This is a genomic window from Pontibacterium granulatum, from assembly GCF_029961155.1.
In the GTDB taxonomy this organism is placed as follows: Bacteria; Pseudomonadota; Gammaproteobacteria; order Pseudomonadales; family Balneatricaceae; genus Pontibacterium; species Pontibacterium granulatum.
Window position 1 is genome coordinate 1 of sequence record NZ_JASBRH010000021.1, and the last position, 15,693, is coordinate 15,693.

Annotated in this window: 12 protein-coding genes; 7 read left to right on the top strand and 5 right to left on the bottom strand. The window is 53.5% G+C overall.

Annotated elements, in window-relative coordinates:
- Positions 1–21 precede the first annotated feature (21 nt).
- The 3 genes from QKW35_RS16285 to QKW35_RS16295 all read left to right on the top strand — a co-directional run bounded on the left by QKW35_RS16285 (position 22) and on the right by QKW35_RS16295 (position 3,516).
- Positions 22–963, top strand: coding sequence for an electron transfer flavoprotein subunit alpha/FixB family protein (locus QKW35_RS16285; RefSeq protein ID WP_282354898.1), 942 nt, complete (start codon positions 22–24; stop codon positions 961–963).
- 141 nt (positions 964–1,104) lie between these two features.
- Complete coding sequence (locus QKW35_RS16290; RefSeq protein WP_282354815.1) at positions 1,105–2,766, top strand: electron transfer flavoprotein-ubiquinone oxidoreductase; 1,662 nt, start codon at positions 1,105–1,107, stop codon at positions 2,764–2,766.
- 132 nt (positions 2,767–2,898) lie between these two features.
- On the top strand, positions 2,899–3,516 hold the full coding sequence (locus tag QKW35_RS16295; RefSeq protein ID WP_282354816.1) for a helix-turn-helix transcriptional regulator: 618 nt from the start codon (positions 2,899–2,901) through the stop codon (positions 3,514–3,516).
- A gap of 9 nt (positions 3,517–3,525) precedes the next feature.
- Here QKW35_RS16295 and QKW35_RS16300 read toward each other — a convergent pair whose 3' ends face one another.
- Positions 3,526–4,344, bottom strand: coding sequence for an AraC family transcriptional regulator (locus tag QKW35_RS16300; protein ID WP_282354818.1), 819 nt, complete (start codon positions 4,342–4,344; stop codon positions 3,526–3,528).
- A gap of 224 nt (positions 4,345–4,568) precedes the next feature.
- Between QKW35_RS16300 and QKW35_RS16305 the strand changes: the two genes are divergently transcribed.
- From QKW35_RS16305 to QKW35_RS16315, 3 genes are all read left to right on the top strand, one after another.
- On the top strand, positions 4,569–5,453 hold the full coding sequence (locus tag QKW35_RS16305; protein WP_282354819.1) for a nuclear transport factor 2 family protein: 885 nt from the start codon (positions 4,569–4,571) through the stop codon (positions 5,451–5,453).
- Between the two features lie 246 nt (positions 5,454–5,699).
- On the top strand, positions 5,700–6,824 hold the full coding sequence (locus QKW35_RS16310) for a substrate-binding domain-containing protein (protein WP_282354820.1): 1,125 nt from the start codon (positions 5,700–5,702) through the stop codon (positions 6,822–6,824).
- A complete protein-coding gene (locus QKW35_RS16315; protein ID WP_282354821.1) occupies positions 6,825–9,533 on the top strand; it encodes an EAL domain-containing protein in 2,709 nt (902 codons plus the stop codon).
- On the opposite strand, the gene QKW35_RS16320 is transcribed toward QKW35_RS16315, so the two are convergent.
- The 4 genes from QKW35_RS16320 to QKW35_RS16335 all read right to left on the bottom strand — a co-directional run bounded on the left by QKW35_RS16320 (position 9,530) and on the right by QKW35_RS16335 (position 13,407).
- Complete coding sequence (locus QKW35_RS16320) at positions 9,530–10,534, bottom strand: MBL fold metallo-hydrolase (protein ID WP_282354823.1); 1,005 nt, start codon at positions 10,532–10,534, stop codon at positions 9,530–9,532. The genes QKW35_RS16315 and QKW35_RS16320 overlap by 4 nt on opposite strands.
- Positions 10,535–10,548: 14 nt before the next feature.
- Positions 10,549–11,535 carry a Clp1/GlmU family protein gene (locus tag QKW35_RS16325; protein WP_282354824.1) on the bottom strand — a complete coding sequence of 329 codons (987 nt, stop codon included), beginning with the start codon at positions 11,533–11,535 and terminating at the stop codon, positions 10,549–10,551.
- A 127-nt stretch (positions 11,536–11,662) separates the two neighbouring features.
- Positions 11,663–12,532 carry a DMT family transporter gene (locus QKW35_RS16330; protein WP_282354825.1) on the bottom strand — a complete coding sequence of 290 codons (870 nt, stop codon included), beginning with the start codon at positions 12,530–12,532 and terminating at the stop codon, positions 11,663–11,665.
- Positions 12,533–12,945: 413 nt separating this feature from the next.
- A complete protein-coding gene (locus QKW35_RS16335) occupies positions 12,946–13,407 on the bottom strand; it encodes an Lrp/AsnC family transcriptional regulator (protein WP_282354826.1) in 462 nt (153 codons plus the stop codon).
- A gap of 693 nt (positions 13,408–14,100) precedes the next feature.
- Between QKW35_RS16335 and putP the strand changes: the two genes are divergently transcribed.
- Entirely contained in the window at positions 14,101–15,603 is a 1,503-nt protein-coding gene (putP, locus tag QKW35_RS16340; RefSeq protein ID WP_282354827.1) for a sodium/proline symporter PutP, read from the top strand.
- Positions 15,604–15,693: the final 90 nt, after the last annotated feature.

Genomic DNA, 15,693 nt, shown 5'->3' on the forward strand with positions numbered 1-15,693 from the left:
AGTAATTTAAGGGGTGATCTAATGGCTATTCTGGTTATTGCAGAACACGACAATAGCACCCTGAAAGGTGCAACTCTGAACGCAGTTACCGCCGCCTCTCAGATGGGCGATGACCTGCACGTACTGGTCGCAGGTGCCGGTTGTGGCGCGGTGGCTGAAGCCGCGGCACAGGTGGCAGGCGTCAGCAAAGTACTGGTTGCTGATGCGGCCGCCTACGCGCATCAGCTGGCCGAGAACCTGTCCAAGCTGGTGGCCCAATTAGCGAAAGAGAGCGGGCAAGACTACAGCCACATCGTATCGCCAGCGACGACTACCGGCAAAAACTTCCTGCCACGCGTCGCGGCATTGCTGGACGTGGCGCAGATCTCCGACATCACTGCGGTAGAAGCGGCGGATACGTTCCAGCGCCCAATTTACGCGGGCAACGCCATTGCGACCGTTCAGTCCCTGGATGCGATCAAAGTGATCACCGTGCGGGGTACTGCATTTGATGCAGCGGCTACCGAAGGCGGTTCCGCCGCGGTTGAAGCGGTGGGTTCCGTACACGATGCCGGTATCTCCAGCTTTGTCGGCGAAGAGATGGCGGTATCCGACCGTCCAGAACTGACCGCTGCAAAAGTGGTGATCTCCGGTGGTCGCGGTATGGGCAACGGCGAAAACTTCGCCCTGCTGGAAAAAGTGGCCGACAAGCTGGGCGCAGCGGTGGGTGCCTCCCGTGCCGCGGTGGATGCTGGCTTCGTACCGAACGATATGCAGGTCGGTCAGACCGGTAAGATCGTTGCGCCTGAACTGTACATCGCGGTGGGTATCTCCGGTGCCATCCAGCACCTGGCGGGTATGAAAGACTCCAAGGTCATCGTCGCGATCAACAAAGACGAAGAAGCACCGATCTTCTCCGTGGCTGACTACGGTCTGGTGGCGGATCTGTTTGAAGCCGTGCCGGAACTGGAAGGCAAACTGTAAGTCGCTCCCGAGCCGTTAACCTTTCCGTAGGTTGGCCTTCGCAACGCGAAGCCCAACACACAGGTAAATCGTTGTTGGGCATTGCTGCGCAATGGCCAACCTACGGGATGCCGTATTGGCTCATTTTTGTGAGGTATTCATATGCGCGAATCCATGGAATTTGATGTTGTCATCGTTGGTGCCGGCCCATCTGGCCTGTCGGCGGCGTGCCGCTTGATGCAGCAGGCGCAGGCCGCGGAGCAGGACCTAACGGTCTGCGTGGTGGAAAAAGGCTCCGAAGTGGGCGCCCATATCCTGTCCGGTGCGATCATTGAGCCGCGTGCCCTGAATGAACTGTTTTCGGACTGGAAAGAGCAGGGTGCGCCGCTGAATACGCCGGTCACTGAAGACCAGTTGTTCTTGCTGAAAAGCGAAGTAAAAGCCCAGAAGCTGCCGAACCTGGTGGTGCCGAAGACCATGCACAACCACGGCAACTACATCGCCAGCCTGGGGAACCTGTGCCGTTGGCTGGCCGAGCAGGCGGAACAGCTGGGTGTGGAGATCTTCCCGGGCTTTGCCGCGGCCGAGATCCTCTACCGTGAGGACGGCTCCGTCAAAGGCATTGCCACCGGTGACATGGGCATCAGCGAAACCGGCGCGCAGAAAGGCAGCTATATGCCGGGCATGGAGCTGCACGCCAAATACACCCTGTTTGCCGAAGGCTGCCGGGGTCACCTGGGTAAAGAGTTGTACGCCAAGTTTGATCTGGATGCTGACGCAGACGCCCAGCACTACGGGATTGGCATCAAGGAGCTGTGGGACATCGATCCGGCGCAGCACGCGCCAGGATTGGTGTTGCACGGATCCGGTTGGCCGCTGGAGAAAGACACCAGCGGTGGTTTCTTCCTCTACCACACCGAAAACAACCAGGTGGTGGTGGGGCTGATCATAGACCTGAACTACGCCAACCCGCACCTCAGTCCGTTTGATGAGTTCCAGCGCCTCAAGCACCATCCGGTCCTCAAGCAGTATCTGGATGGCGGCAAGCGTGTCTCCTACGGTGCACGCGCCATCGCCAAGGGCGGCTTTAACGCGCTGCCGAAGATGACCTTCCCGGGTGGTCTGGTGATCGGCTGTAACGCGGGCACCCTGAACTTCGCCAAGATCAAAGGCACTCATACCGCCATGAAGTCCGGTATGTTGGCCGCAGAAGCCGTCTTTGACGCGATCAGCGGTGGCTGTGAAGGCGGCAACGAACTGACCGGCTTTACGGAGCGCTTCAAGGATTCCTGGTTGTACGATGAGCTGTACCGTACCCGCAACTTCGGTCCGGCGATGCACAAGTTCGGCCCGATGCTGGGCGGTGCCTTCAACTTTATCGACCAGAACCTCTTTGGCGGTAAACTGCCGGTCACCCTGCGTGATAACCATGTTGATTATGCCCAGCTGAAACCGGCGGACCAGTTTACGCCGATCAACTACCCGAAACCGGATGGCAAACTCAGCTTCGACAAGCTCTCCTCGGTGTTCCTGTCGAATACCAACCACGAGGAAGACCAGCCGTGTCACCTCAAACTGAGTGACGCCGATCTGCCGCTGAACAAGAACCTGCCACTGTATGCAGAACCTGCACAGCGCTACTGCCCTGCGGGGGTGTACGAAGTGGTCGAGGACGACGCTCTTGAAGGGAAGGGGGGACAGCGCTTCCAGATCAATGGCCAGAACTGCCTGCACTGTAAAACCTGTGATATCAAGGATCCGGCCCAGAACATCACCTGGGTAACCCCGGAAGGGGGCGGTGGTCCCAATTACCCGAATATGTAAGCGGCTACCAGCCCTTACTTTTCCTCTCTTTGCTGTTGTGAGTCCGTTAGCTCGCACATCCTTTGTCAGGTGCCGTTTTGACGGCGCCTGACCTTTTTCCTGACCTTTTAACGAATGTTGCCGGACAAGATTATGAGGGTATTCAAGACTATTCTGGTTGTGGCTCCAGATGAGCTGTATCGCCAAGGCGTAAAAATCGCTCTGACCCAAGGTGAACCTGTAAAACACCCCGAGTTTGCAGAAGCGGAAAAGCTGACAGCCAAACATGTTTTGCAGGCTTGGGACTTGATCATACTGTGCGAGCACACCGTAACGCAGGGGCGAATGCGTACGCTTCGACAGCTGATCAGCGCAACTGACGTGCCTGTACTGGTGATTTCAGATCATATGGGACCTGATTCGCTCTATAAAAGTCGTCGAATTGGCGCGCAGGGGCTGGTGTTCAGTTATTCCGGACTGGTCGAGGTCTACCGTGTTGCAAACAAACTGCTGAGTGGTCAACACCATTGGCCCGTTGTTAGGGAAAGATCCAACTTAAAAGATTCTTCACGGGCTCAAAGGACGTTACCTAAACCGCCGAAACTTACCGAGCGGCAGGAGCAAGTGCTGGAGTATGTGAGGGTGGGATTGTCGAATAAGCAGATCGGCTATCAGATGAATCTCTCGGAAAGCACTGTTAAATCGCATTTGGCCGTGGTGTTTCGTAAATACGACGTGTCTACGCGCACTAAACTGGTCGCAAAATTATAAGGGCTGAATTTAACGTCCGCTTCTGGTCGAACGAAACTCTGTGGGTGTCAGATTCACATTACGTTTAAAGAACTTGATGAAATTGGTAGCTTCGGAAAACCCGAGATAGTGGGCGATCTCGGCTACCGATGCACCACTGTGCGCAAGCATCCTTTTCCCTTCCAGTGCGATACGGTGATCGATCACCACTTTGGCACTGTATCCTTCGATCTCAAGACAGGCTCTGCTCAGCGTGCTGGTAGCGTACCCCAGCCGTTTGGCATAAAACTGTAGCGCGTGTTCGACGCGGTAATGCTGTTCCAGCAACTCAATAAACATTTTGTACTTTTCGTAGCCAACGGTGCGTTTGGTCTGGCTTTGAACCAGATCATGCTGAAAACAGGCCAGGCGAAACAGCAGGGCCAACAGTTCATGGCGAATCAAAGAGATTTCCAGCTCACTGCCATCAAAGCCTGCGATATCGCTCTCCAGTCGACCGATTATCTGCTCCAGATTGGTTCGCAACTCATCGCCCAGCTGCGTTTGGGGCTGCCAGTCGAATAGGGTAAGCAGTTCCAGTTCGCGGGTATGGGAAACGGCGGCGTCGAACGGCAACGCTGTGGGGTCGACCAGGACAATCTGTGCCTCCACCTCTGGAGTTGGATGCCATTGTTGGACCTGACCGGGTCTGACCACCACCAGTGAGCCTTGCGGCAGCGTGTAGTCCACGAAGTCGAGCGTATGGATCATATCTCCCGAAGTAACCATCAGCAGCAGGTAGAGTTCTACCCGTTCGGGTAGCGTCAGGCGCTCATCCGGTACCTTTTTCTTCAAATCACTGAATGACAACACCTCAACGCCAATAGAATTTAACTTCCTGTTTTCAAAGCGGGTCTTTCTAAGTGGGGTTGCTTCAACTGTATTCGTTGCCATATGGGACTTTTACATTTTGCTCGATTTTGATCATTAATTGCGTCTAGCTTACCTCGTTGCCTAGAGGTCTGTCAGAGATAATTTTTCCATCACATACGTTATCAACATCGGCTCGGAAAGAGTCGATACCGGGAGGAAATATGCGTCTCTTATCTCGTACACCATTTAAAGCGGTTGTCGCACTGAGTGCCGTTTTGCTGAGTGGATCTGTAATGGCGGGCAGTGCTATGAACGATACGATGGGCGTGTCGAACAAAACCAAAGTGGTTGAACTGCTGAAAAGCATCGAAACCGGTGATGCAGGTCCGGTGGCTTACATTAACCCTGAGAAGTATATCCAGCACAATTTGGCTGTAGCCGACGGTTTGGCAAGTTTCGGGGCAGTCTTGCAGGCATTGCCAAAAGGCTCTGCGAAAGCGGATACCGTGCGAGTATTCCAGGACGGTGACTACGTTGTTGCGCATACCACGTACAATTTCTTTGGTCCCAAGGTTGGTTTTGACGTCTTTCGCTTTGAAGAGGGCAAAATTGTCGAGCACTGGGATAACCTGCAGGAGATCGCGCCGGCAAACCCAAGTGGACGCACGCAGCTGGATGGCCCTACTGCTGTGACGGATCTGGATAAAACCGAGCAGAACAAAGCGATTGTCACTGATTTTGTACAGTCGATCCTGATTAAGGGCGAGATGGAGAAAATCTCACAGTTTATCGACGGAGGGGACGATCAGTATCTGCAGCACAACCCCGGTGTTGCGGATGGGTTGAATGGCCTGGGACAGGCGCTGCAAGCATTGGCTGACCAAGGAATGCCGATGGTATTCACCAAGAATCACAAAATACTGGGAGAAGGTAATTTTGTGCTGTCGATCAGCGAAGGGCAGTTCCTGAATCAACACGTGGCTTTTTATGATCTGTTCCGCCTGGATAACGGCAAAATCGTTGAGCACTGGGACACCATTGAGGCAATCCCTCTGCGTACCGAGTGGAAGAACGACAACGGCAAGTTCGGTTTTGTAGCCCGATAAGCTATTAAGCCTTTAGCTCAAATTTATCCCTCCAAAGTCGCCTTTCTTATGGCGACTTTTTGCGTTCTGCTAGCAGTGGTTTGGTGTTCACATCACTTTATCTAAAATTTGTTGGACAAACTCACAGCGAATATCGGGTTATTACCTATAATCCTATTTCAAGAACTGCGTTTAACCGGTATCTTGTATATCAATCAGGCTGTACCGCCTATGAGGGCGGGTAAAACTGACAGGAGGTTGGTCACCATGTCCAGGTTTGTTTCCCATATCTGCGCGCTTGCCGTTGTTGCTGTGTGTGTCGTTATCACTCCGATAGCACAGGCTTCGGAAGATTATATGCGCATAGATGAGTATCTTCGTCTCCATCCGGAAGAGCGGGATACAATGGATCAATTCTCTGAACTGGTGCGCGCGCCTGCCATTCCTGTAACAGCCCAACTGGATCGCCCGGTACGCATTGCGGTGATCTACCCGGGGTTGCAAAAGTCCGATTACTGGCGCCGCAGTTTAACTTCGTTTGAGCACCGTCTGCGAAGTTTAAAGTTACCCTATGAATTAAAATCCTTTTTATCCCGACCATCTGTGGACGCGGCACTGCAGCGCCAGCAGTTGTCAGAGGCGCTTAAATGGGAGCCGGATTACCTGGTCTTCACCCTAGATATAGCACCCCAAAGCCGCATGATTGAGCGCTTGATTGCCCGGGGTAAGCCTAAGCTGATTTTGCAGAATGTGACGACACCGCTGATCCGTTGGCAGAAACGCCAGCCGTTCCTGTATGTGGGCTTTGACCACGCTGAGGGCACCAAGCTGATGGCGGACTGGATGCTTCGCAAAACCGATTACAGCGGTGAATACCTGATGCTCTACTTTTCTCCCGGCTACGTCAGTCAGATGCGGGGTGATACCTTCGCCAACCAGGCGGCTAAGCATCCGGATATCAAGCAGGTTGCCGCCTTCTATACCGATGGCGACCGCGCAAAAGCCTATGAGGCAACAGTCAGAACGCTGGAGAAACATCCGGACATCAAGATGATCTTTGCCAACTCCACCGATGTAGCACTGGGTGCGCTTCAGGCACTGAAAGAGGTTAACCGCACCGATATATTGTTGAATGGTTGGGGTGGTGGTGACGCCGAACTCGCCGTGCTCAGCAAGCAGGGGCTGGATGTTACGGTAATGCGCATGAACGACGACAATGGCGTCGCTATGGCTGAAGCGATTAAGCTGGATCAGCAGAACGAAGCGAACCGTGTGCCGCAAATCTATTCCGGAGATATTGTCCTGCTCGACAACAACCAGTCTGCCGAAGAGGTTCAGATACTGAAGCAGAGGGCCTTTCGACTGAGCGAACTACCTTTAGAGGCTCAGTAAGTGCAAAAGGCTCGTTTCTCTACCGTTCTACTCATCTTGGTGTTTACACTGCTGGCCGTCGTCTCTGCCCTTTTGTTAACACCGGCCTACTTGGGGTCTGAAAAAGCCCTACAGCATGAAATTCAGCTCGCCTATGAGCGAGATCAGCGTGCGTTGGACGGTCTGCTGGAAGCGCGATTCCGTAACATCCAACATATCAGCCAGGAATTGATCAAAACCCACGAGCTGCGTGATCGGATTCAAGCGAATGAGTACCTGTCGGTAGCGAGCTTTCTCGACGAGTTATTGCTGGGCCCCAACGGTCAGCATATCGATGCACTGGTGGTCGAATATAACGACGGTGCGCCCACTGTTGTCACCAATAGCAGCATGTTCGATATTCAGCTGCCGTGGGACCAGATACTGGAGACGTACAGCCCGCCCGGTGTGTGGAACACGGTGACTGCAGAAGGAGAAAGGAAGCGTTATAGCTTGCTTCGGCTGACGCTACCGGTGGTTGATGCACAGTACGGTGAAGTGATTGGCAAGATGCATACCTTCGTGATGCTGAACGACAACTACTGGATTATAAGTTTATTCCAGGAGTTGTTTGGTGCGCAGGCGATCTCTTTGCATAACGGTGCACAGGTGCTGGACGGTCTGGAGAGTGAAGACACGCAACTGCAGACCCTTGCCAACGCAGAGTTCACAGATCGGGGCGTGGTGACCAATGATCAAAGCATCCTGCGCGAGCATACCTTGAATATAGGTGGCGGTGAGCAGTATACGGTGCGCTCGCTGTTACCGAACGCCGCTTATCACGCGTTGCAGGATGCCTATCTTTCCAATTTGCTGGTGGCTGCGATCGTGGTTGCGGTGCTGGGCATTTCAACCATGTTTGTTATCCTGCGCCTGACGCGGAGTTCGCTCTCCTACCTCACGCGGTACGCTGAACAGGTGCCGGAGAGCGGTTCGCCGCAGAGCTTCAGCGGAGGGCACTTCCAGGAGTTCGAGCGTGTCGGCATGGCCGTGGAGAAGATGCTGCTACGCATCCGCGACCGCGATAAACTGCTTTCAAGTATTCTGGATCATTCACCCGACCTGATCTTTGTAAAAGATAAGGGACAACAGTACCAAGTGGTAAATACCCGCTTTGCTGAAATGTTCAACCAAACGCCTGAAGAGGTGATTGGACAGGCCGATCAGGCCGTTTTGTCTGAGGGGTTGAAGCGACTGGCCAATCGTTCAGATTCACAACTTCTTGAAAGCGGTGAACCGAACTCCTACGAAATGGATATGGAAACCAGCAAAGGTGAGCTTACTTTTCTGGTAAACAAGTTCCCGATTTATTCCGACGAGGGGGATATCGAGTCGATTGGTGGTATCGCCACAGATATTACCGAGCTTAAAAATGCCGAGCGACGCCTGCAGCGCTTGGCGCATTACGACAGCCTGACCGGATTGCCAAACCGTACGCTGTTTAAGCAACAACTCAAAGCTGCAATCGCCGATAAAAAAAGCCATATAACGGCGGTGATGTTTATCGATCTGGATCACTTCAAGAACATCAACGATACCTATGGACACAGTGTGGGTGACCAGCTGTTGTTGCAGGTGGCAGGTCGTCTGCGCAGCTGTGTCAGTCTGGAGGATACCGTATCTCGTCTGGGAGGTGATGAGTTTACCGTGATCCTTCGGGGGTTGAAGGACAACCTGCAGGTCGAGACCATTGCTCATCGCATTGTGGTTGCCCTGCGTAAACCGTACGACTTGGGGTCGATCCGCTGTTATACCTCGGCCAGTATCGGTATCTCGATCGCAGGTAAAGATGGTAACGATGTGGACACGCTTACACGTCATGCTGACCTTGCAATGTACCAGGCCAAAGAGAAGGGGCGTGACGTTATCCAGTTCTTTGATCAGGAGATAAACGAGTGCCACCAGCTTCATCATCAGTACGAAGAAGATCTTCGCCAGGCCTTTGATCGGAATGAGTTGTTTGTGGTGTTCCAGCCGCGCTTCGATATTACCGGCCAGCATATGATGAGCGCTGAAGCCTTGGTCCGCTGGCGTCATCCTGAGCATGGACTGGTGCCACCGAGCGACTTTATTCCGATCGCAGAGGGTTCCAACCAGATTGTTAAGCTGGGACGTTTTGTGCTGAACGAAGCCTGTACCCAAGCGGCTGCCTGGCTGGCCGAGGGGTATCCGATGTCCGTCTCGGTAAACCTTTCAACCCGTCAGCTCTACGATCAGGATCTGTTGCGGGACATTCGCAATGCGTTGTCCGACAGCGGTTTGCCATCCCGCCTACTGGAGCTGGAAGTGACCGAAACCCATATGATGGAGAATATCGATCAGTTCCTGCCGCTGCTCAACGAAATTCGTGGCATCGGTGTTCAGATCTCCGTGGATGACTTTGGCACAGGGTACTCTTCGCTGATGTATCTCAAGAAGTTACCAGTCGCGGCCGTAAAGATCGACCGCTCCTTTATCATGGATATACCGGGGGATGTGGATGATGAAAACCTGGTCAGGGCGATCATCAGCATGTCACACAGTCTGCGCTTGAAGGTCGTGGCCGAAGGTGTGGAAACAGAGGAGCAGCGTCGCTTCCTCAGCAGTCTCGGATGTGATGAATTGCAGGGCTTCCTGTTAGGACGTCCGGACGATGTTTCTGTACTCAAGGCGTTGGCAGACAAGCAGACGTTGAAATCGGAGAACGATTAAGCGGCGGGTTTGCGGGTGTTTGGGCAAGACGTGGTTACTTCGTCATAGATCACGTCAGAAAGTGCTTGATACCGTCCAGAAAAATGAAACGGTATCAGGTGCTGGACAGCGGCCGCTGTGCCGATCTCTCCGCACGCTTTGGTGGTCAGATGCCCGGTAAAGCCCGCCAGATCCTTGTCTCCGTTCATAAATGACGCCTCGCAAAACAGTGTATGCGCACCTTGTGCAAGGCTACACAAGGTGGATCTATTCTCCGAACTGTCCGCCAGATCAGTCGCGTATACCAAACGTTTTCCAGCGCTTTTCAACAGAATCTTATCCGCCAGTTCACCCGATAAAAATGTCTTGTCCTCGACCTGGATTTCGGCATCTCTTACACCATTCAGTACATGATCTTTCAATACCTGTAGCCAGGGGCCTGCGCATAAGTTAAGAGCACGTAGACGATCTTTCCTTACGTTCACCTGTCTTAGCGGTTCGAAGGCATAGGCGAGAACCGGGGTGAAGGGGTTGTCCGGACCGCAGTCTTTGGCGGTGTGATCAAGGGTGACCGCCCGAATCTGAAATTGGGTTTCTTGCCAGATGATCTGGTCGTTAATGGCTCGCACATCCAGTGCTGCGCTTAATGGGGAACCGGCGGCAATCTGCCAATGGTGTAAATGGTTTCCGTGCACCTCGTAGATATCGAAATGCGGCGCTTTGTCACCGATCCGGTCCCACAAGATCCCGTCGATCATGCCGGTAATGTTCTTTGCCAGCCCCGGTGGACCAAAGATACGGCATGACGGATAGTGGCCGATACGGCATCGCATCAGCCACAGGAAACCACAGATATGATCCACGTGGGCGTGGCTGATAAATACATCCGTTACCTGATGGGCGGTGCGGGCGGAGAGGGGGCCGTGATAGCCCAGATCAAATAGCAGGCAGCGTTTCTGATGGCCGATCTGAAGCAGCAGCAACGGATCACCAAATACACCGTTAACCAGCGTGGCATCCACAAGGCCAACCCGCATCATGATGGGGGGCTGAGCTGATCCATCGCCTGTCGGGCGACAAAGGCTTCATGGGCGAGGGGGGCTATTGTCGGTTGGGTTTTGTTTTCTTCACCGGATAGGGAGTGAACGGCGGTGTGAAGCCCGCGTTTGTCGTTGTATACGGCATCCCGTATCAATAGCCTGTGGACCTTGGTTTCCGCCGGGACCGGTGTTGTGATCAAGATCTCATCGTCATCTATCGCAGCAATCTGCCCCATACCCAGTGTGCGCTGACCGTTGATCAGTGCGACCTGTCGACCAGTCCAGCCATCGCTATCTTTGGAGGATGGCAACATACCGGTTAGCTGCAGACGATCCAGCCTGAAACGGCGCTCATGGGCGTGTTGCATATAGTCCAACCACCGGTCGGTACGGTGTTGCTTGATATCGGACTTCACCGGTTTTTGTGCATCTGGATTTGCATCGAGAAACAGCACTTCAGCGCGGCATCGCTCAAGCTCATCGCTTAACGGGGTAGGTAAGTCAGCTTGTACAAGCACAACGACGAGGTCAGCCTGAGTCGCCTGGGTCATTGCCGGCAGAAGTTCAGCCGCACCCACTCCGCGTGTTACACCCGGGGTGTCAATGAGCAGGTAGGCTTCGGGTCGTTGTGTTTCTCGTTCAATCAGCTGAGTGATGCCGGTGATCAGCGGCAATCGGAAACGACCTGCATCCAAAGAACAGAGAGGCTCTGCGTCTAGCAACAGCCACTCTGGGGTGCTGGATTCATGCTGATCCAGTTTATACAGCGACAGGCAGCCGGGTATACCAAAGGCTGGAGATCCTGGATCGGCATCAAGAAGCCTGACGGAGGCTCCCTTATTAAGCAGCTGGGTTGCGAGCTGAGTCGCCAGGGCGGACTTGCCTGTCCCAGTGTCGCCAAAAATCAGTATGCGACGGGGATGCTGAAGATACTGGCTGATAAGCGTCTGGCAGCTGCTTCTATTGGAGTGAAGGCTACGCATTGCAGGTTTTCTGCAGGAAGATCAGCTTCCTGATATCTACAAGCGTAGCAGAGCCACCGATAGACGGTGACCTGTGACGTTAACGCCCGCGTATTCTGCCGATCCTTTTCAGCTCGCCGAGAAAAGGCTAACGCTTGGCCTGTCCAACCAGCACACCACCAATAATCAGCACTAATCCTGCAATGGTAGAAATCATTACCGGTTCGCCGACGATCACCGCCAGAAGCAGCAAAGAGATCGGAGGAGACAGATACACCAGGTTGCTCAACTGTGCGGTGTTGCTGCTCAGGCGCAGGGCGTTCATCCAGAGCAGGAAGGCCAGGCTCATCTCAAAGGCACCGATGTAGATACCCCCTGCAAGCGCCTGCCAGGGCATTGCCGTAAAGCCGTCCTGGATAAACATCAGCACCGAGAGTATGGGTAGGCTCAGGCCAAAACAGAGCAGCAGGGATGCCACCGCATCGTGGGGCTTGCGGGTATTCAAAATCCAATAGCTGGCAAAGAAGATAGAGCTGCCGGCACCCAGTGCAACACCCAGCGGGTTCTGGAAGTCCAGAGACAACAGATCCCCCTGAGTGGCGATCACCAGCACGCCGGAGTAGGCAATAACAACGCTGATACCGTTGAGCAGCGTAAAGCTCTGTCCCAGAAACGGTACGGCCAGAATACTTAGCATCACCGCCCAGGTGTAGTTCAAGGCCTGGGCCTGTTGCGCGGGTAACAGGTCGTACGCGGCAAACAGGATCAGGTAGTATGCGGTGGGGTTAAGTACCGCTAAAAGCAGAAAGTAACCTGGGGACTCGCGCAGGTAATCCTTGGCCAGTTGGAGTTTGCCCTGATGGGCTGCCGCAACGGCCAGAATGCCGCAGCTGGTGGCCACAGCAAGCCAGAGCATCTGCAATGGGCTGATCAGGGATAGGGTCAACTTAAAGGCGCTGGCGACGGTAGACCACATCAAGACGCAGCCCATGGCCAGTAATACAGCTTTACGGTTCAAGGTGTTTCCTTACAGAGAATGGGTTCCATTTGCAGGCAGTAGTCATCAGGTTGGTGCAATTGTAGGGCAGTATTGATGCTGCTGACAGCCTAAAGCGCTGCCTTACATTACAAGATAAAAATCCACTGTCCCTGTAGGGCCGCGTCGTCGTCATCGTAGGTGATCACGCTGCCGGCAGTCTGAAGGACTACCCTACAACACAAGATAAAAATCTACCGTCCTGTAGGGCAGCGTCGTCGTCATCGTAGGTGATCGCGCTGCCGGCAGTCTGAAGGACTGCCCTACAACACAAGATAAAAATCTACCGTCCTGTAGGGCAGCGTCGTCGTCATCGTAGGTGATCACGCTGCCGGCAGTCTAAAGGACTGCCCTACAGAGGTAGGGGGTTCATCAGGTACCGATCGCAACAAAGATCAAAGCAGCTTCGCTTCAATATCTTTTACATCTTCCATAACCACAAACGTGCTGGTCTGCGTTACGTAGGGGAGGGAGGAGATCTTTTCACCCAGTACCGCTCGGTAGTTTTCCATGTCGGTGGTACGCACCTTGAGCAGATAGTCGAAGTTTGCCGCGATCATATGGCACTGCTCGATCTCCGGAATTGCGCGTACCGCATCGTTAAATGCCTGCAGTGCTTTGGTACGGGTGTCGCTGAGTGAGACCTGCACAAACGCCACGTGCTTGGTGCCCAGCTTTTTCTGATCGATCAGCGCGATGTAACCCAGGATATACCCCTGTTCTTCCAGCCGCTTCATACGGATCTGGCAGGGCGTTTTAGACAGACCCACCCGCGAGGCTAGCTCGGTGACGGTGATACGGGCGTTCTTTTGTAGCTCGCGCAGAATGGCGCGATCAATCTTGTCCAGATTATCCATACAGATGTCGATGATTAGTGTTTTTATGGCTGCTTGCAGAGTATGTGTAGAAGCATACGGCTGTGTTTGTGAAAAATACAGTGAAAAAGACTAATGCAGACGGGGGTGGATTGATTGATGGTTGGGTGTGCCCTGTCTTTAGTGGGGAATTGGCCTTTGAGTAAGGCCAGTTTGGAGCAAATACGACTACTGAACGCGAAGCATGAACATTGATTGCCTGCAATTTGAACAGTGAAGAGGCCTATGTTGCTTAGAGGTGGTGCTGATTAGTGCAAATGTCTCTATTGGATTGTCCAAAATGCTTTAAAGACTTTTTGAGAGATCAATTAAAAACAAATGATCTTCATATCAAGGATATATAGAACAATCGCCTTTAGCGTTATCTGTAAGCTATTGCGCCATTGTGATAGCTGGTCTGTGGTGCGGTGATCCCGTGCCATTCCTGCGCACATGTAAGGAACCGGCAAGCGGCGGCAATACATGCGCTGTTGCTTGCCGGGGCTTCAGGGAATTCGCCAACTCAGGATACTGCGAACAAGTCCGAAAGTATCAGATTTATTCACAGTATCCTTACGCTTCGGGGGTGTTGGTAGGTTTTCCACATCAATGCTCTGGAAGAGGTTTCCTGCTTGGGAAGACCTGTTCTGTCCGAACGCATAATAATCATAACGCTGAATAAATAGGTTTCTGTTCATGGTAACCCTTACCTTTATTGTGTACCTGATTCTGATGCTTGCGATTGGTATCGTTGCATACCGTCGTACTCAAGATCTGTCCGACTACGTACTGGGTGGTCGTAACCTGGGTCCTATCCCTAGTGCACTGAGTGCCGGTGCGTCCGACATGAGTGGCTGGCTGCTGATGGGTCTGCCGGGCTACGCGATGGCTGCCGGTTACGGTTCTTTCTGGCTGGCTGGTGGCCTGCTGGTAGGTACCTGGTTGAACTGGCTGCTGGTTGCACAGCGCCTGCGCGTATACTCCTTCAAAGCGGACAATGCGCTGACTCTGCCTGCTTTCTTCGAAAAACGTTTTGAAGATAACAGCCACAGTCTGCGTGTCGTATCTGCTTTCTTTGTGCTTGTATTCTTCATGTTCTACACCAGCTCCGGCCTGGTTGCGGGTGGTAAGCTGTTCGAGACCGTATTCGGCTTCGACTACACCATTGCGGTTCTGGTTGGTGCGGCTGCGGTGATCTCCTACACCCTGTTCGGCGGCTTCCTGGCCGTATCCTGGACCGACGTGGTACAGGGCCTGCTGATGGTCGGTGCACTGATCCTGGTGCCGCTGATTGCGATGGGTGAAATTGGTGGTCTGAGCGGTACTCTGGCTGCAGTTGAAGCCAAGAACCCTGAGTTGCTGAATGCCTTTACCGAAGCCGATGGCAGCTCCATCAGTGTAATCGGTACGCTGTCCCTGCTGGGGTGGGGTTTGGGTTACTTTGGTCAGCCGCATATCCTAGCGCGTTTCAAAGGTATCAAGAGCAAAGATGCGGTGCCGTCTGCACGTCGTATCGCTGTGATCTGGTCTGCTATCTCCATGGCGGGCGCATGTCTGATTGGTCTGGCGGCGATTGGTTACCTGCCGGAAGGTCTGGGCGACAATGAAACCGTATTCATGGTAATGGTTGATGCGCTGTTCCACCCTGCGGTTGCGGGTGTTCTGCTGGCAGCGATCCTGGCGGCGGTAATGTCCACTGCTGACTCCCAACTGCTGGTATCGTCCTCCGCGCTGGCGGAAGACTTCTACAAGGCGCTGTTCAACAAAGACGCGTCTCAGGAGAAGCTGGTGCAGGTGGGACGTATTGCCGTGATTGTGATCGCTGTGATTGCGACCTTCCTGGCGCTGGACAAAGACTCTAAGGTCCTGGCGCTGGTATCCTATGCTTGGGCTGGTTTCGGTGCGGCATTCGGTCCTGCCCTGATCATGTCCCTGTACTGGAAGCGTATGAATAAAGCCGGTGCGCTGGCGGGTATCGTCGTAGGTGGTGTGACCGTTGTTGTATGGAAGCAGCTGTCCGGTGGACTGTTCGACCTGTATGAGATCATCCCAGGTGTTATCTGTGCTTTCATCGCAATCATTGTGGCAACCCTGGCGACTGCAGCGCCTGCACGCTCTATCGAAGAGAAATTCGAAGAAGTTGAAGCAGAGATCAAAGGTCCTGAAAGCGTAGGCGTTGGAGTGGCTGTCAAAGGCTAATCCTTGCCTGCTGAGCTCTGAGTTCAGCATATCCATAAAAACCCCGCTCATTTCGGTGAGTGGGGTTTTTTATTGTCTAAAATTTGGGTG

Bases quoted from the DNA above. Each gene is read 5' to 3' on its own strand.
- QKW35_RS16305 (WP_282354819.1), top strand. From the start codon at position 4,569: ATGCGTCTCTTATCTCGTACACCATTTAAAGCGGTTGTCGCACTGAGT.
- QKW35_RS16325 (WP_282354824.1), bottom strand. From the start codon at position 11,535: ATGCGTAGCCTTCACTCCAATAGAAGCAGCTGCCAGACGCTTATCAGC.
- QKW35_RS16290 (WP_282354815.1), top strand. From the start codon at position 1,105: ATGCGCGAATCCATGGAATTTGATGTTGTCATCGTTGGTGCCGGCCCA.
- putP (WP_282354827.1), top strand. From the start codon at position 14,101: ATGGTAACCCTTACCTTTATTGTGTACCTGATTCTGATGCTTGCGATT.
- QKW35_RS16285 (WP_282354898.1), top strand. From the start codon at position 22: ATGGCTATTCTGGTTATTGCAGAACACGACAATAGCACCCTGAAAGGT.
- QKW35_RS16310 (WP_282354820.1), top strand. From the start codon at position 5,700: ATGTCCAGGTTTGTTTCCCATATCTGCGCGCTTGCCGTTGTTGCTGTG.
- QKW35_RS16295 (WP_282354816.1), top strand. From the start codon at position 2,899: ATGAGGGTATTCAAGACTATTCTGGTTGTGGCTCCAGATGAGCTGTAT.
- QKW35_RS16335 (WP_282354826.1), bottom strand. From the start codon at position 13,407: ATGGATAATCTGGACAAGATTGATCGCGCCATTCTGCGCGAGCTACAA.